25 protein-coding genes, 2 tRNA genes and 1 pseudogene are annotated in these 26,935 nt (G+C 72.5%); 9 read left to right on the forward strand and 19 right to left on the reverse strand.

The annotated features are described in order from the left end of the window. Positions 1-52 precede the first annotated feature (52 nt). Positions 53-376 carry a multidrug efflux SMR transporter gene (locus ABZ873_RS04295; RefSeq protein WP_360864879.1) on the forward strand — a complete coding sequence of 108 codons (324 nt, stop codon included), beginning with the start codon at positions 53-55 and terminating at the stop codon, positions 374-376. Here the strand turns inward: ABZ873_RS04295 and ABZ873_RS04300 are convergent. Further along, positions 342-884: a TetR/AcrR family transcriptional regulator gene (locus tag ABZ873_RS04300; RefSeq protein ID WP_360864882.1), complete on the reverse strand. Its 543-nt coding sequence runs from the start codon at positions 882-884 to the stop codon at positions 342-344. The genes ABZ873_RS04295 and ABZ873_RS04300 overlap by 35 nt on opposite strands. A 143-nt stretch (positions 885-1,027) precedes the next feature. Here ABZ873_RS04300 and hisN point away from each other — a divergent pair, with 143 nt between their 5' ends. Both hisN and ABZ873_RS04310 read left to right on the forward strand, forming a co-directional pair. Further along, a complete protein-coding gene (hisN, locus tag ABZ873_RS04305; RefSeq protein WP_360864885.1) occupies positions 1,028-1,831 on the forward strand; it encodes a histidinol-phosphatase in 804 nt (267 codons plus the stop codon). Positions 1,832-2,040: 209 nt separating this feature from the next. After that, positions 2,041-2,436, forward strand: coding sequence for a CBS domain-containing protein (locus tag ABZ873_RS04310; protein WP_360865049.1), 396 nt, complete (start codon positions 2,041-2,043; stop codon positions 2,434-2,436). Between the two features lie 116 nt (positions 2,437-2,552). Here ABZ873_RS04310 and ABZ873_RS04315 read toward each other — a convergent pair whose 3' ends face one another. Beyond that, a complete protein-coding gene (locus ABZ873_RS04315) occupies positions 2,553-4,022 on the reverse strand; it encodes a catalase (protein WP_360864888.1) in 1,470 nt (489 codons plus the stop codon). Positions 4,023-4,149: 127 nt separating this feature from the next. On the opposite strand from ABZ873_RS04315, the gene ABZ873_RS04320 reads away from it, so the two are divergent. Further along, on the forward strand, positions 4,150-4,566 hold the full coding sequence (locus ABZ873_RS04320; RefSeq protein WP_360864891.1) for a Fur family transcriptional regulator: 417 nt from the start codon (positions 4,150-4,152) through the stop codon (positions 4,564-4,566). 134 nt (positions 4,567-4,700) lie between these two features. Here the strand turns inward: ABZ873_RS04320 and ABZ873_RS04325 are convergent. From ABZ873_RS04325 to ABZ873_RS04340, 4 genes are all read right to left on the reverse strand, one after another. Further along, a tRNA-Met gene (locus ABZ873_RS04325) sits at positions 4,701-4,774 on the reverse strand. 58 nt (positions 4,775-4,832) lie between these two features. Beyond that, positions 4,833-6,692: a tetratricopeptide repeat protein gene (locus ABZ873_RS04330; protein WP_360864894.1), complete on the reverse strand. Its 1,860-nt coding sequence runs from the start codon at positions 6,690-6,692 to the stop codon at positions 4,833-4,835. 192 nt (positions 6,693-6,884) lie between these two features. Then, positions 6,885-6,958, reverse strand: a tRNA-Met gene (locus ABZ873_RS04335). A 53-nt stretch (positions 6,959-7,011) separates the two neighbouring features. Next, on the reverse strand, positions 7,012-9,900 hold the full coding sequence (locus ABZ873_RS04340; RefSeq protein ID WP_360865052.1) for a UPF0182 family protein: 2,889 nt from the start codon (positions 9,898-9,900) through the stop codon (positions 7,012-7,014). Between the two features lie 132 nt (positions 9,901-10,032). Here ABZ873_RS04340 and ABZ873_RS04345 point away from each other — a divergent pair, with 132 nt between their 5' ends. Further along, the gene (locus ABZ873_RS04345; protein ID WP_360864898.1) at positions 10,033-10,602 is read left to right on the forward strand and encodes a PPA1309 family protein; all 570 of its coding nucleotides are present in this window, start codon (positions 10,033-10,035) and stop codon (positions 10,600-10,602) included. A 42-nt stretch (positions 10,603-10,644) separates the two neighbouring features. Here the strand turns inward: ABZ873_RS04345 and ABZ873_RS04350 are convergent, their stop codons facing one another. From ABZ873_RS04350 to ABZ873_RS04365, 4 genes are all read right to left on the reverse strand, one after another. Further along, positions 10,645-11,736 (reverse strand): PDZ domain-containing protein, encoded by a 1,092-nt coding sequence (locus tag ABZ873_RS04350; RefSeq protein ID WP_360864901.1) that lies wholly within the window; start codon positions 11,734-11,736, stop codon positions 10,645-10,647. 122 nt (positions 11,737-11,858) lie between these two features. Further along, positions 11,859-12,092: a hypothetical protein gene (locus ABZ873_RS04355; protein ID WP_360864904.1), complete on the reverse strand. Its 234-nt coding sequence runs from the start codon at positions 12,090-12,092 to the stop codon at positions 11,859-11,861. Between the two features lie 144 nt (positions 12,093-12,236). Further along, positions 12,237-12,698 carry a molybdenum cofactor biosynthesis protein MoaE gene (locus tag ABZ873_RS04360; protein WP_360864907.1) on the reverse strand — a complete coding sequence of 154 codons (462 nt, stop codon included), beginning with the start codon at positions 12,696-12,698 and terminating at the stop codon, positions 12,237-12,239. Between the two features lie 232 nt (positions 12,699-12,930). Continuing rightward, positions 12,931-14,109, reverse strand: a complete 1,179-nt coding sequence (locus tag ABZ873_RS04365) for an SDR family oxidoreductase (RefSeq protein ID WP_360864910.1) — start codon at positions 14,107-14,109, stop codon at positions 12,931-12,933. Between the two features lie 193 nt (positions 14,110-14,302). On the opposite strand from ABZ873_RS04365, the gene ABZ873_RS04370 reads away from it, so the two are divergent. Together ABZ873_RS04370 and ABZ873_RS04375 are read left to right on the forward strand one after the other, a co-directional pair. Further along, positions 14,303-15,748 carry a zinc-dependent metalloprotease gene (locus ABZ873_RS04370; RefSeq protein ID WP_360864913.1) on the forward strand — a complete coding sequence of 482 codons (1,446 nt, stop codon included), beginning with the start codon at positions 14,303-14,305 and terminating at the stop codon, positions 15,746-15,748. Beyond that, positions 15,745-16,278 carry an NUDIX hydrolase gene (locus tag ABZ873_RS04375; RefSeq protein WP_360864916.1) on the forward strand — a complete coding sequence of 178 codons (534 nt, stop codon included), beginning with the start codon at positions 15,745-15,747 and terminating at the stop codon, positions 16,276-16,278. The genes ABZ873_RS04370 and ABZ873_RS04375 overlap by 4 nt, the downstream gene beginning before the upstream one ends. A gap of 58 nt (positions 16,279-16,336) precedes the next feature. Here the strand turns inward: ABZ873_RS04375 and ABZ873_RS04380 are convergent, their stop codons facing one another. From ABZ873_RS04380 to ABZ873_RS04395, 4 genes are all read right to left on the reverse strand, one after another. Continuing rightward, on the reverse strand, positions 16,337-17,092 hold the full coding sequence (locus ABZ873_RS04380) for an AIM24 family protein (RefSeq protein WP_360864919.1): 756 nt from the start codon (positions 17,090-17,092) through the stop codon (positions 16,337-16,339). A 16-nt stretch (positions 17,093-17,108) separates the two neighbouring features. Beyond that, on the reverse strand, positions 17,109-17,789 hold the full coding sequence (locus ABZ873_RS04385; protein ID WP_360865055.1) for an AIM24 family protein: 681 nt from the start codon (positions 17,787-17,789) through the stop codon (positions 17,109-17,111). 20 nt (positions 17,790-17,809) lie between these two features. Then, the gene (locus ABZ873_RS04390) at positions 17,810-19,483 is read right to left on the reverse strand and encodes a TerD family protein (protein ID WP_360864922.1); all 1,674 of its coding nucleotides are present in this window, start codon (positions 19,481-19,483) and stop codon (positions 17,810-17,812) included. A 191-nt stretch (positions 19,484-19,674) separates the two neighbouring features. Further along, positions 19,675-20,214, reverse strand: a complete 540-nt coding sequence (locus ABZ873_RS04395; protein WP_360864924.1) for a M48 family metallopeptidase — start codon at positions 20,212-20,214, stop codon at positions 19,675-19,677. 223 nt (positions 20,215-20,437) lie between these two features. On the opposite strand from ABZ873_RS04395, the gene ABZ873_RS04400 reads away from it, so the two are divergent. Both ABZ873_RS04400 and ABZ873_RS04405 read left to right on the forward strand, forming a co-directional pair. Then, on the forward strand, positions 20,438-21,520 hold the full coding sequence (locus ABZ873_RS04400) for a ThiF family adenylyltransferase (RefSeq protein WP_360864928.1): 1,083 nt from the start codon (positions 20,438-20,440) through the stop codon (positions 21,518-21,520). A 76-nt stretch (positions 21,521-21,596) separates the two neighbouring features. Beyond that, a complete protein-coding gene (locus ABZ873_RS04405; protein ID WP_360864931.1) occupies positions 21,597-22,925 on the forward strand; it encodes an AarF/ABC1/UbiB kinase family protein in 1,329 nt (442 codons plus the stop codon). Between the two features lie 27 nt (positions 22,926-22,952). Here ABZ873_RS04405 and ABZ873_RS04410 read toward each other — a convergent pair whose 3' ends face one another. The 5 genes and pseudogenes from ABZ873_RS04410 to ABZ873_RS04430 all read right to left on the reverse strand — a co-directional run bounded on the left by ABZ873_RS04410 (position 22,953) and on the right by ABZ873_RS04430 (position 26,813). Then, a complete protein-coding gene (locus tag ABZ873_RS04410) occupies positions 22,953-23,159 on the reverse strand; it encodes a hypothetical protein (protein ID WP_360864934.1) in 207 nt (68 codons plus the stop codon). A gap of 101 nt (positions 23,160-23,260) precedes the next feature. After that, a pseudogene (locus tag ABZ873_RS04415) lies at positions 23,261-23,593 on the reverse strand (hypothetical protein). Further along, a complete protein-coding gene (locus ABZ873_RS04420; protein WP_360864937.1) occupies positions 23,590-23,961 on the reverse strand; it encodes a WhiB family transcriptional regulator in 372 nt (123 codons plus the stop codon). The pseudogene ABZ873_RS04415 and the gene ABZ873_RS04420 overlap by 4 nt, the downstream one beginning before the upstream one ends. A gap of 183 nt (positions 23,962-24,144) precedes the next feature. Continuing rightward, positions 24,145-24,468 carry a hypothetical protein gene (locus ABZ873_RS04425; protein ID WP_360864940.1) on the reverse strand — a complete coding sequence of 108 codons (324 nt, stop codon included), beginning with the start codon at positions 24,466-24,468 and terminating at the stop codon, positions 24,145-24,147. Positions 24,469-24,635: 167 nt separating this feature from the next. Beyond that, a complete protein-coding gene (locus tag ABZ873_RS04430) occupies positions 24,636-26,813 on the reverse strand; it encodes an ATP-dependent DNA helicase UvrD2 (RefSeq protein WP_360864943.1) in 2,178 nt (725 codons plus the stop codon). Positions 26,814-26,935 lie beyond the last annotated feature (122 nt).

Here is a 26,935-nt window from a genome sequence, read left to right on the forward strand (position 1 = left end):
GCATAATCGCACCGAGTGACGCGATGTCACCTGACGCGGGGAGGCATTCGCCATGGCGTGGCTGCTGGTCGTGGTCGCCGGACTGCTGGAGACCGGTTTCGCGGTCTGCCTCAAGCTCTCCCACGGGTTCACCCGGCTGTGGCCGACCGTCGCCTTCGCCTGCTTCGCGCTCGGCAGCTTCGGGCTGCTGACGCTCGCGCTCAAGAAGCTGGACGTGGGCCCGGCGTACGCGGTGTGGACGGGCATCGGGGCGGCCGGGACGGCGATCTACGGGATGATCTTCCTCGGCGACCTGGTCTCCACCCTGAAACTCGTCTCGATCACGCTGGTCATCCTCGGCGTCATCGGGCTCCAGCTGTCCGGATCGGCGCACTGAGCAGCCCCAGCAGCTCCCCCGGACCCGGCTCCTCCCCCGGGGCGACCACGTAGGAGAGCGCCAGCCTGACCGCCAGCTCGCACCGCTGCGGCCCCTCCCCCGGCATCAGCGCGGCCGCCGCCCGGTCGCGTACGGCACGGGCCAGTTCGCCCGGGCCCGGGGTGCGGGCGCCCGCGGCGGGCAGGGCGGGATCCCAGCCGCCGGTGAGCAGGGCCCGCAGCAACGGCCGCGCGCGGGCCGCCCGTACGGTCCACTCCGCGACGGCGGCGAGCCGGTCGGAGGCCCGGAGCGGGGCGGACAGCGCCCGGTCCACGCCCTCCAGATACCGGTCGGCCTCGCGGCGGACCAGGGCCCGGCCCAGGCCCGCCTTGCCGCCGAACTCGTTGTAGAGGGTCTGCCGCGACACCCCGGCCGCGGCCGCCACCTCGACCATGCGCACGTCCGGCCAGGGGTGCGCGGAGAGCGCCGCTGCCGCCGCGTCCAGCAAGGTCTCCCGCGCTGCCGGCATCCGCGCCTCCCCCGCTCGGCCCTGCGGCCAGATTTGACGGGCCGCCAGGGCCTGTCAAGGGGCGCGTGCGCGGCCAGGGGCGGGATCCGGCCGCACTGCGGACCTCGCTCGCCGGGGCCGGCCGGTCCCGATACTGTTCGGGCATGCCCGAGTATGACGATGACCTGCGCCTCGCCCTCGAACTCGCCGACGCCGCGGACGCCACCACGATGGAACGGTTCCGCGCCCTCGACCTCAAGGTCGAGACGAAGCCGGACATGACCCCGGTCACCGAGGCGGACCGGGCCGCGGAGGAGGTCGTCCGGGCCGGCATCGAGGCCGCGCGGCCGGACGACGCCATCCTGGGCGAGGAGTACGGCCTCAAGGGCAGCGGCCCGCGGCGCTGGGTCGTGGACCCGATCGACGGGACGAAGAACTACGTGCGCGGGGTCCCCGTCTGGGCGACCCTGATCTCCCTGATGGCCGAGGACGCCGACGGGGAGTTCCGCCCGGTGGTGGGCGTGGTGTCGGCGCCGGCACTGGGCCGCCGCTGGTGGGCGGCCCGCGGCCGGGGCGCGTACGCGGGCGGCGCGCTCGGCGAGCCGACCCCGGTGGGCGTGTCGAAGGTGGGCGCGCTGGGCGATGCCTCGTTCGCGTACTCCTCGCTGGGCGGCTGGGAGGAGCAGGGCCGGCTGCCCGGCTTCCTGGAGCTGACGCGGGCCTGCTGGCGGACCCGCGGCTACGGCGACTTCTGGCCGTACATGATGGTCGCGGAGGGCTCGCTGGACCTGTGCGCCGAGCCGGAGCTGAACCTGTGGGACATGGCGGCGGTCGCGGTGGTGGTCGAGGAGGCCGGCGGCCGCTTCACCAGCCTGGACGGGGTGGCGGGCGTGCACGGCGGGAACGCGGCCGCGTCGAACGGGCTGCTGCACGACGAGATGCTGGAGCTGCTGCGCCCGCGCGGCTGACCGGCGCGGCGGAGAGCGGCGTACGCGCCGGGCGCACGGCTCACGTGGCCCCGGCGCGCTCCTCCCGCACGCCTCCTTGCTGGTGCCCGCGGTCCGTGGGAATCTGAGAATCCCCACGCTTGTGCGCTTGTGAAACGTTTCTCGTGAGACGTTCCACCGGCCGCACCCACCCCGGCGCGGGGGCTCACCCCCAGGAGGTGGCTCTCTTCATGCTCGTCCGTGACGCCATGAGCACCGTGATCCTCACCCTCGGACCCGCACACACCCTCCGGCAGGCGGCCTGCCTGATGTCCGGCCGGCGCGTCGGCGCGGCCGTCGTCCTCGATCCCGACCACTGCGGCATCGGCATCCTGACCGAGCGCGACATCCTCAACTCCCTCGGCGCGGGCCACGATCCGGACCGCGAGTCCGTGGCCGCGCACACCACCGGCAATGTGGTCTTCTGCACCCCCGACGCCACCGTGCAGGAGGCCGCCGAGGCCATGGCGAACGGCGGCTTCCGGCATCTGATCGTGCTGGAGCACGGCGGACCGGTGGGCATCGTGTCCGTGCGCGACGTCATCCGCTGCTGGGTCCCGGCCCGGCGCAGCGGCGTGGCGGCCTAGGTCCCGGACAGGCCCCGGGTCCCGGACAGACCCGGCGGCCCGGACAGGCTCTGAGCAAGCCGGAGGGCCGGACCCCGGCAGGGGTCCGGCCCTTCAGCTCTCGGCGAGCCGGTGCCTCAGCCGCGGAGGGCCTGGACCGCGGCCTCCAGCCGCTTGCCGAAGTCACCGTCCGCCTGGCGGAAGTTGTCGATCGCGCGCTCGGCGATGTCCTCGCGGGAGACCTTGGCGATGAAGCCGGACAGGTTCTCGATGAGGCGCGCCTTCTCCTCCTCCGAGAGCAGCCGGTAGAGGTTGCCCGCCTGGACGAAGTCGTTGTCCTCGGCGTGGAGGGGGGCCTCGTGGTGGCCCGTGCCGCCGCTCACGCCGACCGGCTGCCACAGCGGGCTGTCGGTCTGGCGCGGACCGCCGAAGCTGTTCGGCTCGTAGTTCTTCGCGCCCTTGTGGCGGCCGTCGTAGAGGTAGCCGTCACGGGAGTGGGTGCGCGCCTCGGTGGCGTGCGGACGGTTCACCGGCAGGTGGTCGGCGTTGATGCCGACGCGGTAGCGGTGGGCGTCGCCGTAGGCGAAGAGGCGGCCCTGGAGCATCTTGTCCGGGGAGGGGCCGATGCCGGGGACGAAGTGCGCCGGGGAGAAGATCGACTGCTCGACCTCGGCGAAGATGTTCTCCGGGTTCCGGTTGAGCTCCAGCGTGCCGATCTCGATCGGCGGGTAGTCCTCGTGCGGCCACACCTTGGTGAGGTCGAAGGGGTTGAAGCGGTACGCCGCCGCGTCGGCCGCGGGCATGATCTGGACCTGCACGGTCCAGCTCGGGAAGTCACCGCGCTCGATGGCCTCGCGCAGGTCGCGCTGGTGGCTGTCCGGGTCGACGCCCGACAGGCGCACGGCCTCGTCGGTGGTCAGGTTCTTGATGCCCTGGTCGGTCTTGAAGTGGTACTTGACCCAGAAGACCTCGCCCGCGGCGTTGTTCCACTGGTAGGTGTGCGAGCCGTAGCCGTTCATGTGGCGGTAGGAGGCCGGGATGCCGCGGTCGCCGAAGAGCCAGGTCACCTGGTGGGTGGACTCGGGGCTCAGCCCCCAGAAGTCCCAGACGTTGTCCGCCTCCTGCGAGCCGGTGTAAGGGTCGCGCTTCTGGGTGTGGATGAAGTCGGGGAACTTGATGGCGTCCTTGATGAAGAACACCGGGGTGTTGTTGCCGACGAGGTCGTAGTTGCCCTCCTCGGTGTAGAACTTCAGCGCGAAGCCCCGGGGGTCGCGCGCGGCGTCGGCCGAGCCGAGGTTGCCGGCGACGGTGGAGAAGCGGAGGAAGGTCTCGGTCTGCTTGCCGACCTCGGAGAGGAAGGCGGCACGCGTCCACTGCGAGACGTCACGGGTCAGGGTGAAGGTGCCGTACGCGCCGGCGCCGCGGGCGTGCACCACGCGCTCCGGGATGCGCTCGCGGTTGAAGTGGGCGAGCTTCTCCAGCAGGAGCTGGTCCTGGACCAGCACGGGCCCGCCGACGCCGGCCGTCTCGCTGTTCTGGTTGTCGGCGACCGGAGCCCCGGCCTCCGTGGTGAGCGGTCCCTGCGTCACGTGCGCCTCCTGCGTCATTCCAGCGTCCTGTCCTTGGTGTCTGCCGTACTCGATCCTACAATGGACATTGTCTAAGTCAAGTAAGCATCCAGGTCCATATCGATTCGGGAGTTACACCGGATCCCCCACTGTTAGGCTGATACCCATGAGTGACCTGCTGGAACGACTTCGTGGACGCGGCTGGCGCATGACGGCACAGCGGCGCGTCGTGGCCGAGGTGCTCGACGGTGACCATGTACACCTGACGGCCGACGAGGTGCACGCGCGCGCCGTGGCCAAGCTGCCCGAGATCTCCCGCGCCACCGTGTACAACACACTGGGCGAGCTGGTGACCCTCGGCGAGGTCCTGGAGGTCGCCACCGACCGCCGCGCCAAGCGCTACGACCCGAACGCGCACCGCCCCCACCAGCACCTGGTCTGCGCCCGCTGCGGGGCCATCCGCGACGTCCACCCGGCGGGCGACCCGCTGGCGGACCTGCCCGACACGGAGCGCTTCGGCTTCGTCGTGTCGGCGGTCGAGGTGACCTACCGCGGCCTCTGCCCGGGCTGCGCCGGGGTCTGAGAACGACACAGGAAGGGCCCGGACTCCCTCACGGGGGTCCGGGCCCTTCCTCGTGCGGATGCGGCGGGCGCGCTCTTCGCACGCGGAAACGACTCGGGGCCCGGATCCAATGGATCCGGGCCCTGAGTTCTTAGTAGCGGGGACAGGATTTGAACCTGCGACCTCTGGGTTATGAGCCCAGCGAGCTACCGAGCTGCTCCACCCCGCGTCGGTGAACCCCACGTTACGGGAAGCCCCCCGGCGGATGCAAATCCCTGGTCGGGGCCTCAGGCGGACAGCTCCTCGGCCAGGGCCTCGCGCAGCCGGGCCGCGCGCTCCGAGACCTCCGCCGGGCCCAGCTCCATGGCGCGGGCGCACCACTTCTGCCCCTCGGCCAGGTCCCCGTGGCGGGCGGCCAGCAGCCCCAGGCGCAGGGCGGCCCGCCCGTGGCCCGCCACCGCGGCGCGGGTCCACCACAGGGCGGCCTCGGGCTCGTTGCCCTCGCGGGCCAGGAGCAGCCCGAGGTTGAAGGCGCCGTTGCGGGACCCGGCCTCGGCGGCCTCCCGGTACCAGCGGGCGGCCACGGTCATGTCACCGCGGGCGGCGGCCAGCATGCCGACGCGGACCTGGGCCCGGCGGTGCCCCAGCTCGGCGGCCCGCTCGTACCACTCCTCGCTCTCCGTACGCGGGGCACCGCCGACCGGCTCGCCCAGCGCGGGCGGCTCCGGCGGCGGGGCCAGCGACTCCAGCAGCGCGGCCAGCCGGAAGGCGGCCTCCGCGCTGCCGCCACCGGCCGCACAGCGCAGGTGGCGCTCGGCGGCCCGCTCCTCGCCGTCCCGGACCAGCGCGATGCCGACCTGGAGCGCGGCGTCGGTGTGGCCGGCCGACGCGGCCCGCTCGTACCACTTGAGCGCCGTACGGTCCTCGTCGCGGCTGGCGAAGAGGATGCCGAGGTTGAAGGCCGCGTCGACGCTGCCCGCCTCCGCCGCCTTGGAGAACCACGGCTCGGCGCCCGCCGCGTCACCGACCTGGAGGAGCATGATCGCCAGCGCGTTGGCCGCCTCGCGGTGCCCGGCGTAGGCCGCCCGGCGGTACCACTGCTCGGCCTGCGCGGTCCGGTCCTGTGCCGCGCAGAGCAAAGCAAGGTTGTACGCCCCGTTTTGGTCTCCGGCATCCATCGCGGTCCGGTACCACCGCTCGGCGGTCTGGGTCTCGCCCCGCGCGGCGTGCAGCGCGCCCAGGGCGTTGGCCGCGTTGCCGTCGCCGTCCTCGGCGGCCCGGTGCCACCAGGCGGCGGCGCTCTCCTCGTCCCCGGCGTCGCGCAGCAGGAAGCCCAGCGCGCACGCGGCCCGCGCCTCACCCTGCTTGGCGGAGGTCAGGTACCAGCGGCCGGCCTCCTTGAGCTCCCCGCGCGCCTCCAGGAGGGCGCCCAGGTGCAGGGCGGCGCGGCGGTGCCCGCGCGCGGCGGCCTGCCGGTACCACTGCTCGGCCTCGGTGGGGTCGCCCTTGCGCAGGTGGCGGGCGAGCCGGTAGGCGGCCTCGCGGTGGCCCTGCTCGGCGGCGGCGCGGAACCACCGCTCGACGCCCCGGTCGCCGCGGTGCTCCAGCAGGTCGGCCAGGCCGAAGGCGCCCAGGGCGTGGCCGGATTCGGCCGCCTGGCGGAGCCAGTACTCGGCGGCCGGCTCGTCCCCGCGCTCGCGGAAGTGGCGGCCCAGGGCGTGCGCGGCGGGTGCGGATCCGGCCACGGCGGCCACCCGCCACCAGCCCGCGGCCTCGTCGGGGTAGCCGCGCTGGAGCAGCAGGACGCCCAGGTTGTTGGCGGCGGCGCGGTCCCCTTCGCCGGTGGCCCCCCGCAGGTACGGCTCGGCGCCGTCCAGGTCTCCGCGGCGCAGCAGCAGGGCCCCGAGCACGCTCATGGCACCGGGGTCGCCCTTGTCGGCGGCCACCCGGTGCCGGGCCTCCAGCTCGGCGGCGTCGCTCGCCGTGTCGGCCTCGGCGAACATCTCCTCCGCGAAATCCGCATCGGTCAGTGCGGTCTGCGTGTCGGCGACGGGGGCCGACTCGTTGGCTCCTGTGCCCGCTTCGGCCCGCGCCCTCACAAACCGCCCTGTCTCCAGCAGAGTTGACCTGTCCCCCATAAATCCCATCGTCGCATCACCTGCTACCCGCGTACACCTGGTATGTCGCAGTCAGTGAGGTCACTACAGCGTTTTGTCGACATGCCCACAGTCAGGCAAGTCAAACACGCTCCCACCCCAACTCACCCGTCTTGGTGACCGCGTGTCCGGTCCGGACATGACGAAGGCCCGGATCCATCGGATCCGGGCCTTCGTTTTCAGTAGCGGGGACAGGATTTGAACCTGCGACCTCTGGGTTATGAGCCCAGCGAGCTACCGAGCTGCTCCACCCCGCGTCGGTGAAACCACACTATCACGACGCGGGACGGAGCCCCTCACGGGTTGATCATCAGCCGCCCGTGGGGGGCGGCGTGGCCGGCGGGGTGGCCTTGGCCTCGGCCTCGATCGCCCGCTTGAGCGCGGCCTTGATGTCGTCCTGGGCCTTGCCGTAGGCCGCCCAGTCACCGGACTGCCGGGCCTTCTCGGCCTCCTCGATCGCCTTCTGGGCGTCGGCGAGGGCCGCCTTGACCGTCGGGTTCTGGTTGGTGGGGGGCGTGACCGTACCTTCGCCCGGCGGCTGGGCCGGGGGCACCGGGACCGTCGGCGCCTCGGCACCGAAGACCACGTTCAGCGCCTTCTCCAGGGTGTCCTCGAAGGCCGTCTGCCCGCCGTAGGTCACGAGGACCTTGCGCAGCAGCGGGTACTTGAGGCCGGAGCTGCGGACGTACACCGGCTCCACGTAGAGCATTCCGCCGTCGAGCGGCACCGCGAGCAGGTTGCCGTACTCGATCTCCGAGTCGCCACCGCGCAGCAGGCGGATGGACTCGGCGATCTTCGGTTCGGACTGGAACTTGCTCTGCACCTGGCCGGGGCCGTCCGGCGGCTTGCTCGTCGGCATCTTCAGAATTCTGATCTTGCCGTAGTCCGAGGTGACCGGATCGGCGTTGACCGCCATGAAGGCACTCAGGTTGGGCCGCTCGTTCGGCGTGAACGTCGTGGTGAGCGAGAAGACCTGGTCCTTCTCCTTCTGGTCCGGCATCTTCATCGACAGGTAGTACGGCGGGACCGCCGTACCGGCCTTGGTCGTCGGGTCGTCCGGGACGGCCCACGCCTCGCTGCCGCTGAGGAAGGTCTGCGGGTCCGTGACGTGGTAGCGGGTCAGCAGCTCGCGCTGGACCTTGAAGAGGTCCTGCGGGTAGCGCAGGTGGTCCATGAGCGGCTTGGCGATCTCGGCCTTGGGCTTGACCGTGCCCGGGAACGCCTTCATCCAGGTCTTGAGGACCGGGTCCTCGGTGTCCCACTGGTAGAGGTCCACCGAGCCGTCGTAGGCGTCGACGGTGGCCTTCACCGAGTTGCGGATGTAGTTGACCTGGTTCTCCTGGGCGACCACCGCGCGCTGGCTGTTGGTGAGCGAGTCCGCGGTGCTCTGGCCCAGCGTGGTGCGCGAGGCGTACGGGTAGCCGTTGGTGGTCGTGTAGGCGTCGACGATCCACTTGATCCGGCCGTCGATGACCGCCGGGTACGGGGCCCCGTCGATGGTCAGCCAGGGGGCGACGGCCTCGACGCGCTGCTTGGGCGTGCGGTTGTACAGGATCCGCGAGCCGTCGCCGATGGCGCCCGAGTAGAGGATCTGCGGCTCGCTGAACGTCAGCGCGTAGGCGGCCCGGTTGACCGGGTTGTCCAGGTTCACCCCGGAGTCGCCCTGGTAGCTGGTCTCCTTCTCGCCCTTGTCGTCGGAGTAGTCGAGCTCCTTCTGCGGGCCGCCGACGATCGAGTACTGCTTCGTCTGCTCGCCGTAGTAGATGCGCTGCTCGAAGTCCGCGCCGAACATCCCCTTGGAGGGCAGGTCGGACTGGGTGAAGTCGGGGGCGCCGTCCTTGACGGTGGTGCCCTTGGCCGCGACCACGCCGTAGCCGTGCGTGTACTTGAAGTGGTCGTTGATCCAGTTGTTCTTCGGGATGCCGCCGATGTTCAGCTCGCGCAGGCCGATCACGGTGTCCTGGCCGCTGTAGCGGTCCACGGCCAGCGTGGAGGGGAAGGCGTAGTAGCCCTTGACCTGCTGGAGCTGCTGGAAGGCCGGCGAGACGATGTTCGGGTCGAGCAGGCGCAGGCTGGCCGTGGTGTCGGCGGCCGACCGCAGCTTGGTGCGGTCCTCGGTCTGCGGGACGCCCGGGTAGTCCTTCACCTCGGCGCCGGCGATCCCGTAGGCGTCGCGCGTGGCCTTGATGTTCTTCTGGACGTACGGGGATTCCTTGGCCTGCTCGTTCGGCTGGACCTGGAACTTCTGGACGATCGCCGGGTAGAGCCCGCCGATCAGGATCGCCGAGAGGACCATCAGGCCGAAGCCGATCACGGGAAGCTGCCAGGTGCGCCGCCACAGCGTCGCGAAGAAGAGCACGGCGCAGATCGCGGCGATGGCGACCAGGATCGTCTTGGCGGGCAGGTAGGCGTTGGCGTCGACGTAGCGCAGGCCCGTCCAGTTGTCGGCCGCCTTGAAGTCACTGGACTTCACGGCGAGGCCGTACCGGTCGAGCCAGTAGGCGATGGCCTTGAAGGTGACGAAGAGGCCGAGCAGCACCGACAGGTGCCCGGTCGCGGCGGCGGTGGCCCGGGCGCCCGGGCTGGTCACGCGCAGTCCGCCGTACAGGTAGTGCACGACGGCGGCGGCGATCACCGACAGGACGACCGCGGCGAAGCCGAAGCCGAGCAGGAAGCGGTACCAGGGCAGGTCGAAGGTGTAGAAGGACACATCCATGTGGAACTGGGGGTCCTTCGTGCCGAAGGGCACCCCGTTCACGAACATGAGCCAGGTCTTCCACTGGCCGGCCGCCGAGGCGCCCGCGATCAGCCCGACGAGCACCGAGATGCCCAGGAGCAGCCACTTCTTGTAAGGGGCGATGCTCATCCGGTAGCGGTCGAGGCTCTGCTGCTCCAGCGACATCGCGCTGAGCGGCGGCCGCAGCCGGTAGGCCAGCCAGATGTTCAGCCCCACCGCGCCGGTCATCAGCATGCCGAAGACGGCGAAGAGGCCGATCTTGGTCCACAGCGTGGTCGTGAAGACGGTGGAGTACTTCACGGAACGGAACCAGAGCCAGTCCGTCCAGAAGCCGGCGAACATGATGAAGAGCATGGCCAGGACGGCCAGCACGCCCAGGGTCATCAGGAGAGTGCGCGCCCGCCGGGAGGGGCGGCCGACTCTCATCCGTGGCCCCGAAGGGCCTCCGCCGCGGTCCGGCATCTGGAAAGCCAAGGTGTGCCACCTCGAAAGTCGCTGAGTCTGGTGAGGAACGGGGCCCCCGATCGTAGGGCCCACTCGTGCAACTTACTGAGGCTTTAGTCAGTTCCCGTTATCGGCCGGAAAGGAGGCAGGATGTTGTCCATGTCCAACGTTTCGCCTTCCCCCGGCACTCCCATGGCGGCCAGTCCGCTCACCCGCGCCTGCCTCGAGATCGACGAGTACGCGGCGGGCCTCGGCTGGGACAAGCCCGCGCGGCTGTTCGCGCTGGTCGACACCGCCCGGCTCAAGAAGCAGGAGCCGCGCCTCGCCTCCCAGCTCGGCCTCGACCAGGACGACGCCGGCAAGAGCTCCCTCACCCCGATCGAGCAGGACCAGGTCCCCGCGGGGACCCCGCTCGACAAGTTCCTCGGCACCATCGCCTGGCCCGACGCGGTGGTCGGCTGCGCGCTGACCGTGGAGCGGCTGATGCTGCCGCCGTCCGCGGAGGCGTCCGTACCGGAGGGGCTGTCCGACAAGCAGCTGGCGAAGTGGGTCGCCGGGCACCCCGAGCGCCAGGAGGTGCGGATCACCGTGGCCGTGCTGCGCGACGGCTCGCGGGAGTCGGCCGTACGGCTGCGGGAGAAGGACTCCGCCACCGAGGTGCTCACCGGCGGCGGCCTGGTGCCGGGGCTGGCCGAGGCACTGGCCGCGACCTTCTCCTAGGGCTCCTGGGGCCCGGGCCTCAGGGCCGCCGGGGCGGACCGGTCAGGGCTTGGCGGTGCACCGCGGGAGCCCGGCCGTGTCCCCCTTGCTGATCTTCCGCAGGGACTGCGTGGCGTCGGCAATGGTGTCGACCTTCACCAGGGTCAGCCCGTCGGGGACGTTGCCGGCGGCGGAGGCGCAGTTGTCGGCCGGCGTCAGGAAGTACTCAGCGCCGGCCTTGCGGGCGCCGATGGTCTTCATCTGGATGCCGCCGATGGGGCCGACCTTGCCGGTGTCGTCGATGGTGCCGGTGCCCGCGACGAACTTGCCGCCGGTCAGGTCCTCCGGGGTGAGCTTGTCGACGATGCCGAGGGCGAACATCAGGCCCGCGCTCGGGCCGCCCACGTCGGCCAGCTTGATGTCGATCGTGAACGGGAAGGTGTGGTCGCTGCCGGCCCGGATGCCGACGACGGCCCGGCCGTCGCCCTCCGCCTTGCCGGCGGTGATCGTGACCTTGCTCGTTTCGGAGGGGTCGCGTCCGGCCTTCGCCGCGGCGGCCGCGTCGGCGGCGGGCACGATGGTGAACTCGACGGGCTCGCCGGGCTTGTGCCGGGTGACGAGCTTGGCCACGTCCTCGGGGGCGGTGACCGGGGTGCCGTCCACGGCCTTCACCACGTCACCGGCGTGCAGCCGGCCCTCGGAGGGGCTGTCCTTGACCACGGAGGCGACGATCACGCGGGCGGTGACCGGGATGCCGAGCTGCTTGAGGGCGGCCACCTTGGCGCTCTGCTGCGACTGGCTGAACTCCTCGGCGTTCTCCTGGGTGGACTCCGCGTCGGTCTTGCCGTTGGGGTACAGGTTCTCGTGCGGCACGACGATGTTGTCGCCGGCCAGCCAGCCGTAGACGGCCTCCACCAGGTTCATGTCGTAGTCCGCGCCGGTGACCCGGACCGTCGTCATGTTGAGGTGCCCGCTGGTCGGGTACGTCTGGCGCCCCGAGATGTTGAGGACGGGCGCGCCGTGGGAGTCCGCGAGGGTGTTCACGGTGGGGCCGGGGCTCATCTCGGAGTACGGGACCTTGATGAACACGCCGGCGCAGAGCAGCGCGAACAGCACGAGGGTGGAGGCGAGCATCGTCGCGGTGCGGCGTGGCATGGTTCCGACAGTACGGGACCACCCTGGGGGGCGGCCCTCGGGGCCGGTCCGTACGGGCGCCGGGGGCGGAACTCTCACGAGAATCTCAGGAGGCGGGGCGGAGCGGCCGGTTCCGCGCCATGTCAGAGGGCGTCGGAGGCGGAATGCGCTTCGGCCTTGGCCCGGGCCTGCTGGGCGTCGGCGGGCGTGGGGGCGGGCGTAGGGGCGTGGGTGTTACCCATGGCTTCGCGGAACCGTGCGTATCCCGCGAGCTCGGATATGTCCCCCTGCGTGCGGTCGCGTGCCGCCCAGCTGCCCCATATGCCCGCGCCGATCGCGGCGAACAGCGGAATCAGCAACCACGCCAGAGACGCCATGGGCGTGCCTCCCTACCCCGGTCTACGTTTCGTTGGTGGCTTCAACGCTCGTGCCCGTGGGGGGGTTACGCAAATCGAGGGCGTGTTGCGCGGCCGAACGGGTGCGAGGCTACTCCCCGCCCGGGGCCCGGCCGCGACCGGGGGTCAGCAGGCGCCGACCCACTCCTCCGTGCCGTCCGAGAAGGTCTGGTGCTTCCAGATCGGGACCTCGTGCTTGAGGTCGTCGATCAGCATCCGGCACGCCTCGAACGCCTCCCCGCGGTGCGGGCAGGAGACGGCGACGACGACGGCCAGGTCGCCCACGGACAGGTCGCCCACGCGGTGCACGGCGGCCAGGGCGCGGACCGGGTACTTGGCCACGACGCGCTCGGCGATGCGGCGCATCTCCGCCTCGGCGGTCGGGTGGCAGGAGTAGCCGAGGGCGTCGACGTCGGCCCCGCCGTCGTGGTTGCGCACCGTGCCGACGAAGAGGGCCGTGCCGCCCGCCGCGTCGTCGCCGACGGCCTGGAAGACCTCGTCGAGGGAGAGCGGGGTCTCGCGGATCGCGAGCAGCCGGACCGGGTCCTGGGCGGCCTGCTCGCCGGGGTGGTCGAAGTGCGGTGCCATAGCGCCCATCGTGCCCCAGGCGCCGACGGGGGCGAAATAGCTGATTCACCCGGGGTGGGGCGGGCGGCTTGGGAGCCTCCTACAGGGCGCCGGGTCGCCGGGCCGCCGCGCCGGGCGGACGCGGCGGGCGGACGCGGCGGGTCCGGGGTGCTGGCCGGGCGGGGCCGGTCGGGTCCGGGGCGGGGCCGGTCCGGGGCGGGGCCGGTCAGCTCCGGGGCTGGGCCCGCCCCGGTCAGATTCCGCGCCGCTTGCGTGCCAGGCGGACCGCCGCGGCCGCGCCCAGCAGGGCCACCGTCGCGCCCGCCGCACCGGCGGCCGTGGCGGCGTCCCGGCGGCCGAGCCTGCGCCCGGCGACCGTGTGCCGGCCCGCGACCTCCTGGAGCAGTTCGGCCAGCACCTCCTCGTTGGTCCAGCGCGGCCGCCAGCCCGCCGCGTGCAGCCCGCTGACGCTCACCACCCAGGGGTGCATGGTGTAGGCGAGGTCCCCGGCCGGGGAGGGGGTCAGGCCGATGCGGTGCAGCCGGGCCGCCGCGCCCAGCGCCACCGCCGAGGGCAGCTCCATGCGGCGGATGCCGCTCAGCTCCTCGACCTCCTCCTGCTCCAGCCAGCCCTCGCAGCCCACCGCCAGCTCGCCCTCGACCTTCTCCAGCGCCGCGTACTCCAGGGCGCTGACCAGGTCGTCCACATGGCAGAACTGCCAGGTGGGGCGGGAGCCCGCGACCACGAGCAGCCGCGGGGACTCGAAGTACCGGGTCAGGGCGGTGTCCGTACCGCCGACCAGGACCGCCGGGCGGACCACGGTGACGTTCAGGCCGGGGTGGGCGCGGGGCGCGCGGCGGCCGAGGCGTTCGATCTCCAGCAGGTCGCCGACGCCGGTGGCCTCGGCGGTGGCGCGCAGCTCGGAGTCCTCCGAGAGCGGGATGTCGTTGTCGGGCAGGGCTCCGTAGACCATGGCGGAGGTGCAGAGCACGACCCGGTGCACCCCGGCCGCGGCGGCCGCCGTCAGGACGGTCTGGGTGCCGCGCACGTTGTACGCCGTGCGGGCCGCCGGGTCGGTCTCCAGGTCGAGGTCGAGCGCGAGGTGCACCACGACGTCGGCGCCGCGCAGCTTCTCGGCGATGGCGGGGTCCCGTACGTCCAGGACGTGCCACTGGGCGGCGGCGCAGTCCCCGCGCCGCTCGTCGATGGCGACGACCTGCTTGACCTCGTCGGAGGCGGCCAGCCGGCTCACCAGGGCCGCGCCGACGCCCGAGGCGGCGCCGGTCACGGCGATCACCGGGCTGGGCCGGCGCGGGCCGGCCGGGTTTCGCGCCTGGCGAACGCCGGGGGCGCCGTCCCCCTGGTCGGGGCCGTTTTCGTCGTGCGTCGCGCCGTTGCGGTCATCCGAAACGTGCGGATCTGGGGAACTCACCGGGCGTCTCCAGCGGTTGTCTTCAGTGAGGACGCGCCGTGACGCGTACCCACCAGGTGATGTCCATCCTGCCGCAGCCCAGGAGTCGGCGGAGCACCGAGCCCGGATGCGGGCTCCGGTGTCTACGCTGGGTGGTGTTGTCGGACCATTGCCCGTCGGCACCCGCCGGCGGCCCTACGAGCCGAGGAAACCCGTGAGCGACACCCCATTCGGATTCGGCCTTCCGCCGGAGGAGCCGGACAACGGCGACGAAGGCAAGAAGAAGGGCAACGAGGGCGGTCAGGGCGGCCCGAATCCGTTCGGGTTCCCCGGCTTCCCCGGCGCGGGCCTGCCCAGCGGTGCCGGCGGCCCCGGCGGCGCGGACAATCCGTTCGCGGCCATGTTCGGCGCGATGAACCCGAACGACCTGGGTGCGGCCTTCCAGCAGCTCGGCCAGATGCTCAGCTACGAGGGCGGTCCCGTGAACTGGGACATGGCCAAGGACATCGCCCGCCGGACCGTCGCCCAGGGCACGGCGGACGGGGTGAAGGACACCAGCGTCGGGATCGCGGAGCGGTCCGCCGTCGAGGAGGCCGTGCGCCTCGCCGACCACTGGCTGGACGGGGTGACCTCGCTTCCCTCGGGCTCCACCACGGCCGTCGCGTGGAGCCGCGCCGAGTGGGTCGAGGCGACCCAGCCGGTGTGGAAGGAGCTGGTGGACCCGGTGGCCGAGCGCGTCGGCTCGGCCATGGGCAATGTGCTGCCCGAGGAGATGCAGGCCATGGCGGGCCCGCTGCTCGGGATGATGCGCTCCATGGGCGGCGCCATGTTCGGCCAGCAGATCGGCCAGGCCGTGGGCACGCTCGCGGGCGAGGTCGTCGGGTCGAGCGACATCGGCCTGCCCCTGGGCCCGGCCGGCAAGGCCGCGCTGCTGCCGCTGAACATCGAGTCCTTCGGCAAGGACCTCGGCGTGCCCTCGGACGAGGTGCGGCTGTACCTGGCCCTGCGCGAGGCCGCCCACCAGCGGCTCTTCGCGCACGTGCCGTGGCTGCGCTCGCACCTGTTCGGCGCGGTCGAGGGCTACGCCCGCGGCATCACCGTCGACACCTCGAAGCTGGAGGACGTGGTCGGCCAGCTCGACCCGACCAACCCGGAGCAGCTGCAGGAAGCCCTCCAGGGCGGCATGTTCCAGCCGCAGGACACCCCGGAGCAGAAGGCCGCCCTGGCCCGGCTGGAGACGGCGCTCGCGCTGGTCGAGGGCTGGGTGGACGCCGTGGTGCACGAGGCGGCCAAGCCCCGGCTGAGCTCGGCGGACGCCATGCGCGAGACCATGCGGCGGCGCCGCGCCTCCGGCGGCCCGGCGGAGCAGACCTTCGCCACACTGATCGGCCTGGAGCTGCGCCCGCGCCGGCTGCGCGACGCCTCGCGCCTGTGGGCCTCGCTCACCGACGCGCGCGGCATGGACGGCCGGGACGCGCTGTGGGAGCACCCGGACATGCTGCCGACCGCCTCCGACCTGGACGACCCGGACGGCTTCGTGCACCGCGAGCAGCTGGACTTCTCCGAGATCGACAAGATGCTCGGCGAGGCCGCGGAGCAGCACGGCAAGGACCGCAAGGGCGGCACCGAGGGCGACGACGAGGGCGAAGAGAAGAAGTGAGCCTGCACGAGGAGACGGCCCTGGTCCTCAAGGGCTACGAGGGCCAGCCGGAGCTGCGCGAGGTCTACCTGGAGCACCTGGCGGCCCACCCGGACGGCATGTACAAGCCGTGCACGGCCGGCCATGTCACGGCCAGCGCGCTCGTGATCGACCCGGAGCGCGAGCGCGTCCTGCTGACCCTGCACAGGAAGCTGGGCATGTGGCTGCAGATGGGCGGCCACTGCGAGGACGGGGACGCGACCCCGGAGGAGGCGGCGCTGCGCGAGGCCCGCGAGGAGTCGGGCATCGCGCACGGGCTGACCCTGCTGCCGGGCGGTCCGGTGCGCCTGGACCGGCATCCGATCCCGGCGCCCTGCAACTGGCACCTGGACGTGCAGTACGCGGCGCTGGCCCCGGCGGGCGCGGAGGCGGAGATCAGCGAGGAGTCGCTGGACCTGCGCTGGTTCCCGTACGCGGAGGTGGCGGACGTGGCCGACACCTCGGTGGTGCGGCTGCTGGAGGCGACCCTGGAACGGCTCGCCGCGCGCTGACGTAGGGAAATGACGGAGGGGCGGTCCCGTGCGGGGCCGCCCCTTTCGCCGTGCCGGGTCAGTTCCAGGCGTTGTTCTGGTTCTGCGCGTGGGCGCCGTGCTGTCCCATGCCGAACTGCGCGGCGACGCCCTGGCCGAGCTGGGCGTTCTGCGGGGGCAGCACCTCGCTGGGCTGGACCAGCGCGATGCCGGTGCCGAGGAAGCTGAGCTCCCAGCCCTCGCCCGTGTTGCCGCGGCGCCGCCAGACGCCGCTGGAGTGCGTCTGGGCCTGCATCTGGACCCGCAGCGAGGTGGACCAGGCGACGATGGCGTCCGCGTCGACGTTGACGTACTTGTCGGGCGTGACGTGCATCATCAGCGGCTGCCCGGAGGTCATCAGGGCGACCTTGCCGCGGCCGCTGATGTTGAGCTGGTACTTGCCGGAGCCGGAGATCCCGTACTGGCTGTCCACCGCGATGACCTCGGTGTGCAGGGTGGAGTCCAGCGCGAGGACGTAGCTGCTGTCGACGGTCAGGCCGTCCTGGTCCACATCCACGACGTGGACGTACTGGGCCAGGTTGGCCAGGTAGACGGTGCCCTGGCCGGAGCACCGCATGAGGTCCAGGCCCTCGCCGGTGCGGCGGCGGGCGCCCCGCTGGTTGCTGTTCTGGTACTCGCCGTCGAAGTCGATAAGGCCCTGGTAGGCCACCATCGCGCCCTTGCGGGCGAGGACGTCGTCGGAGCCCGTGAGCGAGACCCGCAGCAGCTGCGGGTTCTGGATGGCGTACCGGTCCTGGGACGGGACCTCGGCGTGGGCGAAAAGTGCGCTCTGCATGATGTGTCCGCTCCCCTCAGCCCCGGGCCCGGAGCCGGTCGGTGCTGTCCTCGCTGGGCTGTACGACGACGATCCCCTGGCCGGAGAAGGCCATCTGGTACGCCTCCCCGCTGCCACGGCCGATCATGGACGACGCCTTGAAGCTGCGCTTGCCCTTGACCTTCAGATTGGGCGACCAGGCGACGAGCGCGTCGGGGTCGACGTACGTCTCGTCCTCGCCGCGGCCGCAGTCGACCACGATCGGGGTGCCGCGCGAGGTCAGGGCGACCCAGCCGGTGCCCGCGACCTGGACGTTGAACAGGCCCTGCCCGGCGAACTTGGCGAGGCCCTTGACCCGCTCGACGCCCCACTGGAGGTGCGCGTCGAAGGCGAGGAGGTTGGTGCCGTTGACCGAGAGGGCGTCGTTGTTGAGGTTGACCACGACCACGTCGGCGCCGTAGTCCGCGAGGTACAGCAGGCCGTCGCCGGTGCACTTCATGACGGGGGCGCCCTCGCCGGTGATCCACTGGGAGGCCATCTGGCGCACGGCCGGCGGGTTGGGCTCGTACTGCACGAAGCCCTCGTAGGCGACCATCGAGCCGGTGCGGGCGTAGAGGTCCTGGCCGCTCTGCATGGCGACCTTGAGCATGGACCGGCCGTGGTTCTCCATGCGGGCCGTGACCGGGGTCGGGGCGTAGCCCGCGAGCTGCTGGTTCATTGCGTTCATGTCGGGCTCCCTCAGACCTCGTACGGCTGGACGACGATGAAGTTGCCGGGGGCGCCGCGGAACTGGAGGTTCACGGTCTCCCCGCTGTGGCCGGGGTAGGCGGTGCGCCGGAGCCGGACCTGGCTGGAAATGATCACCTGCGAGGCGGCCGACCACGCCACGATGGCGTTGCTGTCCGCGAACGTGGTGGGGGTGACGGGCAGGACCACGGGCACGCCGTGCGTCTTGACGATCACCGTGCCGGTGCCCTGGAACTGCATGGTGAACAGGGCGCCGCCGGGGATGCCGTGGCCCTCGATGCGGCGGACCTCGTGCTGGAGGGTCTCGTCGAAGGCGAGGACGGCCTCGGCGGAGACGCAGAGGGCATCGCCCTGGAGCTCGATGGCGTGCAGGTGGGCGCCGTTCTCGGCGAGGAAGACCTGGCCGCGGCCGGTGCAGCGCATGAGCTGCATCTCCTGGCCGGTGGCGTTGCCGACGATGCGGCCGGCGAAGCCGGCGCCCTTGTAGCTGAAATCGACCTTGCCCTGGTAGAGCACCATGCTGCCCTGGCGGGCCAGGACGGCCTGGCCGCCCATGCTGAGGTCGACGCGCATGAGCTGCTGGTTCTGCGCGGTCCAGCGGGCGCCGGTGGGGGCTTCCTTGTACGGCTGGAGGGCGGCCGTGAGGCCGGCGCCGGGGGCGGTGGCCTGCGGGGCGTGGCCGGGCTGCTGGCCGGGGAACTGGCCGGGCTGCTGGCCGGGGGCCGGGGCCGCGGGGTAGCCGTAGCCGGGCTGCTGGCCGTAGGGGGCCGGGGCGGGCGCGGGCGGCGGGACCTGGCCCGGGTACTGGCCGGGGACCTGGCCGTACGAGGGCTGCTGCGGCTGGCCGTACGGCGCGGGGGCGGGTGCCGGGGCCGGCGGGGCGAGCGGCGCGGCCATGGTGGGCGCGGTGTGCACCGGGGCGGGCGGCTGCTGGTACTGCGGCGGCTGCGGGGCCTGCGCGGCGGCGGGGACGGGTGCGCCGAAGGAGGGGGCGGGGACCGGGGCCTGAGGGGCTTGCGGGGCCTGCGGGGCTTGCGGGGCGGGGGCGCCGAAGGAAGGGGCCGGGGCGGCGGCCTGCGGCGGCGGGGCGAAGCCGGGGGCGGCGGCCGGGGCCGGCTGCTGGGGCTGCGGGTCCTCCTCGGCGACCTCGCCGCCGAAGTTGCGCAGCAGGGCTTCCAGTCCGCCGTCGAATCCCTGGCCGACGGCAGCGAAGCGCCAGACGTCCTTGAGGTAGAAGTCGCCGAGCATGACGGCCCGCTCGGTGCTGAACTCCGAGCCGGTGAAGGCGTACCGGACCACTTCCTCGCCGCCCGCGACGATGCGGATGTAGCCGGGGCCGATCTGCGACATCTGGCCGGCGCCGTCGAGGGTGGCGGTGAAGGACAGCTTGTGGATGGAGGCGGGAACGCGGTCCAGGCTCACGCGGAAGGACTCGGTGTCGCCGGCCTGCGCGCCGAGCAGCTGGACGGACTCCTCCGGCGACTTCGGCTGGTTGAAGAAGACGAAGTAGCGGTCGTCCGACAGGCGCTCGTCGGCGTCGAGGCCGAAGCAGCTGATGTCGAAGGTGAGTCCGGGCCCGGCGATCTGGACGCCTACGTACAGATCCGTGCCCGCCGTGAGGTCACTGATCTTGGCCTTGTGGCCGCGTTGGAATTCCCTTGCCATGCGAAACGACGTCCCCCATCCCGACTGTGAATTTCGTGCCGCTCAGGCTAACGGCATCTGCCGACATCAGGCCAAGCCGGTACCAAGCCGGTACACATCACGCTGTGTGACATGACGGCCGGTCTGTGAGCCGGGCCACGCGGGCGACCCGGAGCGACCGGGGATGCCCGGGGACGTCCGGGGTGCCCGCCTCACTCCTCGCGGGCGGCGGGGACCTGCGGGAGGCGTTCGGCCGCGACCACACCCTCCAGGTAGCCGCGGGCCCGCTCCGTCCGCGGGTACGCCTCCAGCAGCTCCCAGAAGCGCGGCCCGTGGCCGGGCACGAGGAGGTGGGCCAGCTCGTGCAGGAGCACGTAGTCCACGACGTACTCCGGCATGCCCTGGAGGCGGTGCGAGAGCCGGATGCTGCCCTCGGCCGGGGTGCAGGAGCCCCAGCGGGTGTTCTGGTTGGTGACCCAGCGGACCGTCCGGGGGCGGGCCCGGCCGGCGAAGTACTGCTCGGAAAGACGCTCGGCGCGCTCGGTGAGTTCCGCGTCCCCGAGTGTGCGTTTGCTCTCCTGCGCGGCGAGCTTGTCGAGCATGACGCCCACCCAGCGCCGCTCCTCCGCCTCGGACATGCGGGCAGGGATGAGGACGACCGTACGGTCACCCTCGCGGTAGGCGGATACGGTCCTGCGGCGGCGCGCGCTCCGGCGTACTTCGACCGGGCGCTGCGATGGGTCGGCGGACACGCCACGACGGTACCCGGTGGCGGTGGCGGAAGTCCCGCCCGTCCGGGGGTCGAACACGGGCGGCGCGGAGCCGTGGTCCGGGCGGCCGCATCTTTCATCTCATATGACCAATACCCCCTGCCTGTGGACAAACTTCCGCGCGGTGCGCGGCGGGCGGGCACTGTGGTGGGGACAGCCGGACGCGGGCGGCGGGAGCCCGCGCCGAAGCGGAGGGGGATGTGACATGTATCCGAAGGTGAAGCCGGCGCTGGCGCGGGCCTGGCGGGATCTGCAGACGGTGCAGTTCGGGGTGACACCCGCGCACGCGGTGGTGCTGGGGCCCGTGGACACGGCGACGGGGGTGCTCATCGACCGGATCGACGGGACGCGCGGAATGGACCTGCTGCGGGCCGAGGCCACGGGGATAGGGCTGCCGGACGGCCGGGCGGACGCGGTGGTGAGATGGCTGGCGGGGGCCGGTCTGCTCGACGACGCCACCGCGGGCGGGCCGCGGGCGCAGGCGGTGCGCGGGCATCCGGAGGCGGTGGAGCGGCTGGGCCCGGATCTGGGCTCGCTCTCGCTGGTCCACCGGGAGCCCGGCGGGGACCTGCGGGGGATCGCCTCCCGCCGGGCGATACGGGTACGGGTGCGGGGCAGCGGCCGGGTCGGGACGGTGATCGCGGCGGTCCTGGCGGGAGCCGGAGTCGGGCGGGTGGAGGTGATGGACGGCGGCCGGGTGGAGCCGGCGGATGTGGCGCCGGGCGGTCTGGCCCCGGGCAGCGTGGGGCGGATGCGGGCCGAGGCGGCGGCGGGGGCGGTGCGCGAGTCGGCCCCGGGGCGGCCGCCGGGAGCCGGGGAGGAGGGCGCGGAGGCGGGGCTGTCCCTGGTGGTGGTCGCCCCGAGGGACGGGCTGGACGCCTGGGCCCCCGATCCGGGTCTGGCCGCGGACTGGATGGCCTCGGGCATTCCCCATCTGTACGCGGGGGTGCTGGAAGGGACGGGGCTGGTGGGGCCGCTGGTGCTGCCGGGGGCGACGGCGTGCGCGGGGTGCATGGAGCGCGAGCGCGTGGACCGGGATCCGGCCTGGCCGAGGATGCTGGTGCAGTGGCGCTCGCTGCACCGCCGGCGCACGGGCGCCGCCTGCGACCTGGGGCTCTCCACGGCGGTGGCCGGGCTGGCCGCGGCCCACGCGCTCTCCTTCCTCGACGGGCAGTCGCCCGCCTCCGCGGGCGCCCGGTGGGAAGCGGCCCTGCCCGCCCTGCACTGGGAGCCGGCCCCGGTCCGGCCGCACCCCGACTGCCCCTGCGGTGCGTCCGGGGAGCCGTGACAGGATGCGTCAGGACCGACAGGTCTTCGCCCGAACCGCCGCTCGCGGCGCAGCTGTCTGGGAAATGGAGGGGCGCATGTCTGATCTTCCCCGGAAGGCGGTCACCCGCACCGTCAAGCTGGCCGCGCTGCCGCTCGGCCTCGCGGGCCGGGCCACCTGGGGGCTGGGCAAGCGGATCGGGGGCAAGTCCGCCGAGATCGTGGCGCGCGAGCTCCAGCAGCGCACCGCCGAGCAGTTGTTCCGCACACTCGGTGAACTGAAGGGCGGCGCGATGAAGTTCGGGCAGGCCCTCTCGGTCTTCGAGTCGGCCCTGCCCGAGGAGGTCGCCGGTCCCTACCGGGCCGCGCTGACCAAGCTCCAGGAGGCCGCCCCGCCGCTGCCCGCGGCGACGGTGCACCAGGTGCTGACGGACCGTCTCGGGGCGGACTGGCGGGACCTCTTCGAGGAGTTCGAGGACAAGCCGGCCGCGGCGGCGTCCATCGGGCAGGTGCACCGGGCGGTCTGGCACGACGGGCGGCGGGTGGCGGTCAAGGTCCAGTACCCGGGGGCCGGCGAGGCCCTGCTGTCGGACCTGAAACAGCTGGGCCGGTTCGCGGGCCTGCTGGGACCGCTGGTCCCGGGCATGGAGATCAAGCCGCTCATCAAGGAGCTGCGCGACCGGGTCTCCGAGGAGCTGGACTACGAGCTGGAGGCGGAGGCGCAGCGGATCCACGCGGACGCCTTCGCGGACGACCCGGACGTGTTCGTGCCGGATGTGGTGCACCAGGGGGACCAGGTGCTCGTGACCGAGTGGATGGAGGGGATCCCGCTGTCGGAGGTGATAGCCGACGGCACGCAGGAGGAGCGCGACCGCGCCGGTCAACTGCTGGCCGCCTTCCTCTTCGCCGGTCCGGCCCGCACCGGTCTGCTGCACGCCGACCCGCATCCGGGGAACTTCCGGCTGGTGCTCGGGGAGGACGGGCGCACACGGCTCGGGGTGCTGGACTTCGGCACGGTCGACCGGCTGCCGGGCGGCTGGCCCAAGCCCATCGGGCGGTCCCTGCGGATGACCCTGGACGGGGACGCCGAAGGGGTCTACGGCCACCTGCGCGCGGAGGGCTTCGTCCGGGAGTCCGTCGAGCTGGAGCCGGACGCGGTGCTGGAGTACCTGAAACCGATCATCGAGCCGGCGGAGGCGGAGGAGTTCACCTTCACCCGGCCCTGGCTGCGCGGCCAGGCGGCGCGGATAGCCGATCCCCGCTCCCCCGCCCACCAGTTGGGACGGCAGATCAACCTGCCGCCGTCGTACCTGCTGATCCACCGGGTGACGCTCAGCACCATCGGGGTGCTGTGCCAGCTGGGGGCGACGGTGCGGCTGCGCGACGAACTGGACACCTGGCTGCCGGGATTCGCACCCGCCACGTGACGGGCGGCACGGCGACGGGCGGCGGGGTCACCACCAGGACGAGTCGAGCCTGCCCTCGATCGACCTGAGATTGGCGCGGGCGCAGTCCACGCAGAAGTACTGCCGGCTCCCGTTCTCCACCGAGCAGGTCCAGGTGGGCGGCGGGCCGCCGGGCGACCGGGCGCCGCAGCGCGCGCAGACGACGGGCCGGGCCTCGGGGCCCGGAGGGTCGGGCTGGGGAGTCTGCTGGTTCATTTCCGGACGATATCGCCGTCCGGGGCGGACCGCCGTGCGCAACGCCCCGGGGGGACCGGTCCCTTCGGACCGGTCCCCCCGGAGTGTCGGTTGTGCGGCCGTCAGTGCATGACGGCCATGGCCAGTGCGCGGCGGGCGCGCATCGAGACGCGCTCGGCCCGTCGCTACATGCGCCGGGCGGCCACCAGGCGCACGGCGTGACGCTCGGCGTCCACCTCACGCATGCGGTCGTCCATATGGGCACGGGCCAGGGCTTCTGGGATGAGTTGCATTTCGCGGGTCCTGTTCTGGCGCGAGGTGACCGCGCCGGCGGTGATGAAGTCTGCGTGGGCGGCGCCGTGGGGCTGCTCGCTCGAGGTGTTGTAGGCGGTCATGAGGGCCTGCTTCAGGGGGTCGTGCGTCAGGGGGCGGTCGATGGTTCCGGTGGTGGTCATGCCGAGACGACCGGGTTCTTGCGCGGACGGCCACGGGGCCGCTTGCGGGCCACGACGACACCCTGGACGAAGAGCTCGCCACCCCAGACACCCCAGGGCTCGCGGCGCTCGACCGCACCGGCGAGGCACGCCTCGACCAGCGGGCAGGTCCGGCAGAGGGACTTGGCGTACTCGACGTCCGCCGGGGACTCGGCGAAGAAGACCTCGGGGTCGAAGGTGCGGCAGGGAACCGGGACGCCGAGATTCTCGATGGCGTCGTCGAGCGCGGTGAGCGCGGTGAGCGGGGTCAAGGCGTGGTCCTCCGGGACTGCGGGCGGGGAGATCTCTCGGGTCTGCGGTACGGACGGGGCGTGCGCTTCGAGTTGCACGGTGTTTTCTTCCTCGTCTTGTTCGGCTAGTCGTTCCGGCCGGTCGGCCGGGTGCGGCTGGTACCTGGTTCTGCCAGTCCCGAGGCCCCTTCGCTCCGTCGTTCCCCGGTCGGGGACAAACAGAAGGGCCGCGGATCCCGGGTGGGGTTCCGCGGCCCTGAAGGCGCCGGCCTGATCATGAGATCAGGCTGGATCACTCCAGGGTTCGAGCCCGCGGTAGGCCCACATCAGGTGGTACTGCTTCGTCTGCTTCGTCTGGATTCCGGCACCGGCTGCGGCGGCCGCAAAACCGTAGGCGCCATGCGCCCGGCCTTCTGCTGCCATTACCGCCACCGGTGCCCCGGTCGGTCGCTCGTTGCGCTCACTGACCGGAAGGGTCGCCGACAGGGCGGGGGAGCCCGCGGAAATCGCGGACATACCGGTACCCAGGAGGGAGACGGAACCGAGCAGGCAGGAGGCATCGACCGGGCGATCGGTCATTTTGGTGAAGGTCATGAAGCTGGTCACTGGTCTCGCCTCCTCTCGGCGTCTCGGGGACCCGGCCCGAGGGCCTGTCCCATGCGTATTCGGATAAGTACAGCACGGAACCAGGGCTTCGGAGAAGCCACCGTTTCCGTTGCTAAGAACCTATGGGTCTTCGCTGGGCATGTGCAAACTATTTTTCCGACGAGTTTCTACGCGTCGTCAGGATCCTCACCCCCGGGCTCCTGACCTGCGCAGATGGCCAGGACATCGGCTCCGTACCGGTCGAGCTTGCGGGCGCCCACGCCGGAGATCATCGAGAGCTCTCCGGGCTCCGCCGGAGCGGCCTCCGCGATGGCCATCAGCGTCTTGTCCGTGAAGACGCAGTAGGCCGGCAGGCCCTGCCCCTGCGCCTCGGCCGCGCGCCAGTCCCGCAGCCGCTCGTACAGGCCCTCGTCCATGTCGGAGGGGCAGTCCTCGCAGCGCATCAGTTTGAGCTCGCCCGCCTCGGTCAGCGTCCGGCCGCAGACCCGGCACAGCGCGGGGCCGCGGCGGCGGCGCGCACGGGGGCTCCGCTCGGCTGCGGGGCCCGGTCCGGCCGCGGGGGCCGCGGAGCCCGGCCGCAGGCCGTTCAGGAAGCGGCTGGGGCGCCGGGAGGGCCGCCCGCCGGGGGACCGCGAGAGCCCCCAGGACAGGGTCAGGTGCACCCGGGCGCGGGTGACCCCGACGTAGAGCAGCCGCCGTTCCTCCTCGACCTGCTCGTCGGTCTTGGCGTAGGTGATCGGGAGCATGCCGTCGGTGAGGCCGACGAGGAACACGGCGTCCCACTCCAGGCCCTTCGCCGCGTGCAGCGAGGCCAGGGTGACGCCCTGGACCGTCGGGGCGTGCTGGGCGGCCCGGCGCTCCTCCAGCTCCACCGTGAGGTCCGCGAGGGTGGCGCCGGGCCGGGCGCGGGCGAAGTCCTCGGCGAGGCGCACCAGCGCGGCCAGCGATTCCCACTGGTCGCGCACGGCCCCGGAGCCGGCGGGCGGCTCGGCGGCCCAGCCGGTGGAGCTGAGCACGGCCCGTACCTGGGCACCGAGCTCGACGACCTCGTCGAGCAGCGGGTCGTTGCCCGCGGAGCGGGCGGCTCCGCGCAGCGCGAGCAGCGCCTTCTGGACCTCCTGCCGCTCGAAGAACCGCTCGGCCCCGCGGAGCTGGTAGGGAACCCCGGCGTCGGCGAGGGCCTGCTCGTAGACCTCGGACTGGGCGTTGATGCGGAACAGTACGGCGATCTCCCCGGCCGGGACCCCGGCGGCGATGAGGTCGCGGATCCGGCGGGCGACACCCTCGGCCTCGGCGGGCTCGTCGGCGTACTCGGCGTAGACCGGGTCGGGGCCGCCCTCGCGCTGCGAGAGCAGTTCGAGGCGGTGCTCGGCGGCCCGCCCCCGGGCCTGCTTGAGCAGGCCGTTGGCCAGGTGCACCACCTGGGGGGTGGAGCGGTAGTCGCGGACCAGCTTGACCACGGTCGCCCTCGGGTAGCGCGTCCGGAAGTTCAGCAGGTGGTCGGGGGTGGCGCCGGTGAAGGAGTAGATGGTCTGGCTGGCGTCGCCGACGACGCAGAGGCTTTCGCGCTCCCCGAGCCACAGCTCCAGCAGCCGCTGCTGGAGCGGGCTGACGTCCTGGTACTCGTCGACGACGAAGTGCTGGTACTGGGCGCGGATCTGCTCCGCGATGTCGTGGCGGTCCTGGAGGATGCCGACGGTCAGCAGCAGCACGTCCTCGAAGTCGATCATGCCGCGGTCGCGCTTGAGCTGCTCGTACGTGCCGTAGATCTGGGCGATCTCGGCCATGTCCCGGGGGGCCTCGCGGCCCGCCTTGAGGGCCGCCGCCGGATAGTCGCCGGGCACGGTCTGGGTGACCTTGGCCCACTCGATCTCACCGGTGACATCGCGCAGCTCGTTGCGGTCGAGGCGGATCCGGCAGCGGGCCCCGGCCTCCGCGACGAACTGGACCTTGCGTTCCAGCAGCCGGGGCACGTCCCCGCCGACGGCCCTGGGCCAGAAGTACTGGAGCTGGCGCAGGGCCGCGGAGTGGAAGGTCCGGGCCTGGACCCCGCCCGCGCCCAGGGCGCGCAGCCGGCCGCGCATCTCCCCCGCGGCGCGGTTGGTGAAGGTGACGGCGAGCACGCTGGCGGGCATGAGCTGCCCGGAGCGGACCCCGTAGGCGATCCGGTGGGTGATCGCGCGGGTCTTGCCGGTCCCGGCTCCGGCCAGCACGCACACCGGTCCGCGCAGGGTCGTCGCGACCTCGCGCTGCTCCGGGTCCAGGCCCAGGAGCACCGCGTCGGCCGAGTCGGCGGAGGCGGGGCCGCCGCCCGGGAACGGTGAGGAGTGCGTTGCTGCTGTCACCCCGCCATGCTGCCAGGTCGGGTGGGACGGGCGGGAAATCCGTCCACAGGGGGCCCGGATTCGTCATATCGGTCACACCGGCGGTGCGCCCGCGCACGGACGGGAATGGTCGCGGGGTCGCG

The organism is Streptomyces sp. NPDC047014 (assembly GCF_040644195.1).
Taxonomy (GTDB): Bacteria; Actinomycetota; Actinomycetes; order Streptomycetales; family Streptomycetaceae; genus Streptomyces.

Excerpts from the sequence above, each read along its gene's own strand:
- ABZ873_RS04410 (WP_360864934.1), bottom strand. The coding sequence starts at position 23,159 with ATGAACCAGCAGACTCCCCAGCCCGACCCTCCGGGCCCCGAGGCCCGG.
- ABZ873_RS04300 (WP_360864882.1), bottom strand. The coding sequence starts at position 884 with ATGCCGGCAGCGCGGGAGACCTTGCTGGACGCGGCGGCAGCGGCGCTC.
- ABZ873_RS04330 (WP_360864894.1), bottom strand. The coding sequence starts at position 6,692 with ATGGGATTTATGGGGGACAGGTCAACTCTGCTGGAGACAGGGCGGTTT.
- ABZ873_RS04390 (WP_360864922.1), bottom strand. The coding sequence starts at position 19,483 with ATGGCAAGGGAATTCCAACGCGGCCACAAGGCCAAGATCAGTGACCTC.
- ABZ873_RS04295 (WP_360864879.1), top strand. The coding sequence starts at position 53 with ATGGCGTGGCTGCTGGTCGTGGTCGCCGGACTGCTGGAGACCGGTTTC.
- ABZ873_RS04385 (WP_360865055.1), bottom strand. The coding sequence starts at position 17,789 with ATGAACCAGCAGCTCGCGGGCTACGCCCCGACCCCGGTCACGGCCCGC.
- ABZ873_RS04380 (WP_360864919.1), bottom strand. The coding sequence starts at position 17,092 with ATGCAGAGCGCACTTTTCGCCCACGCCGAGGTCCCGTCCCAGGACCGG.
- hisN (WP_360864885.1), top strand. The coding sequence starts at position 1,028 with ATGCCCGAGTATGACGATGACCTGCGCCTCGCCCTCGAACTCGCCGAC.
- ABZ873_RS04315 (WP_360864888.1), bottom strand. The coding sequence starts at position 4,022 with ATGACGCAGGAGGCGCACGTGACGCAGGGACCGCTCACCACGGAGGCC.
- ABZ873_RS04340 (WP_360865052.1), bottom strand. The coding sequence starts at position 9,900 with ATGCCGGACCGCGGCGGAGGCCCTTCGGGGCCACGGATGAGAGTCGGC.
- ABZ873_RS04320 (WP_360864891.1), top strand. The coding sequence starts at position 4,150 with ATGAGTGACCTGCTGGAACGACTTCGTGGACGCGGCTGGCGCATGACG.
- ABZ873_RS04405 (WP_360864931.1), top strand. The coding sequence starts at position 21,597 with ATGTCTGATCTTCCCCGGAAGGCGGTCACCCGCACCGTCAAGCTGGCC.
- ABZ873_RS04355 (WP_360864904.1), bottom strand. The coding sequence starts at position 12,092 with ATGGCGTCTCTGGCGTGGTTGCTGATTCCGCTGTTCGCCGCGATCGGC.
- ABZ873_RS04350 (WP_360864901.1), bottom strand. The coding sequence starts at position 11,736 with ATGCCACGCCGCACCGCGACGATGCTCGCCTCCACCCTCGTGCTGTTC.
- ABZ873_RS04400 (WP_360864928.1), top strand. The coding sequence starts at position 20,438 with ATGTATCCGAAGGTGAAGCCGGCGCTGGCGCGGGCCTGGCGGGATCTG.
- ABZ873_RS04345 (WP_360864898.1), top strand. The coding sequence starts at position 10,033 with ATGTTGTCCATGTCCAACGTTTCGCCTTCCCCCGGCACTCCCATGGCG.
- ABZ873_RS04360 (WP_360864907.1), bottom strand. The coding sequence starts at position 12,698 with ATGGCACCGCACTTCGACCACCCCGGCGAGCAGGCCGCCCAGGACCCG.
- ABZ873_RS04310 (WP_360865049.1), top strand. The coding sequence starts at position 2,041 with ATGCTCGTCCGTGACGCCATGAGCACCGTGATCCTCACCCTCGGACCC.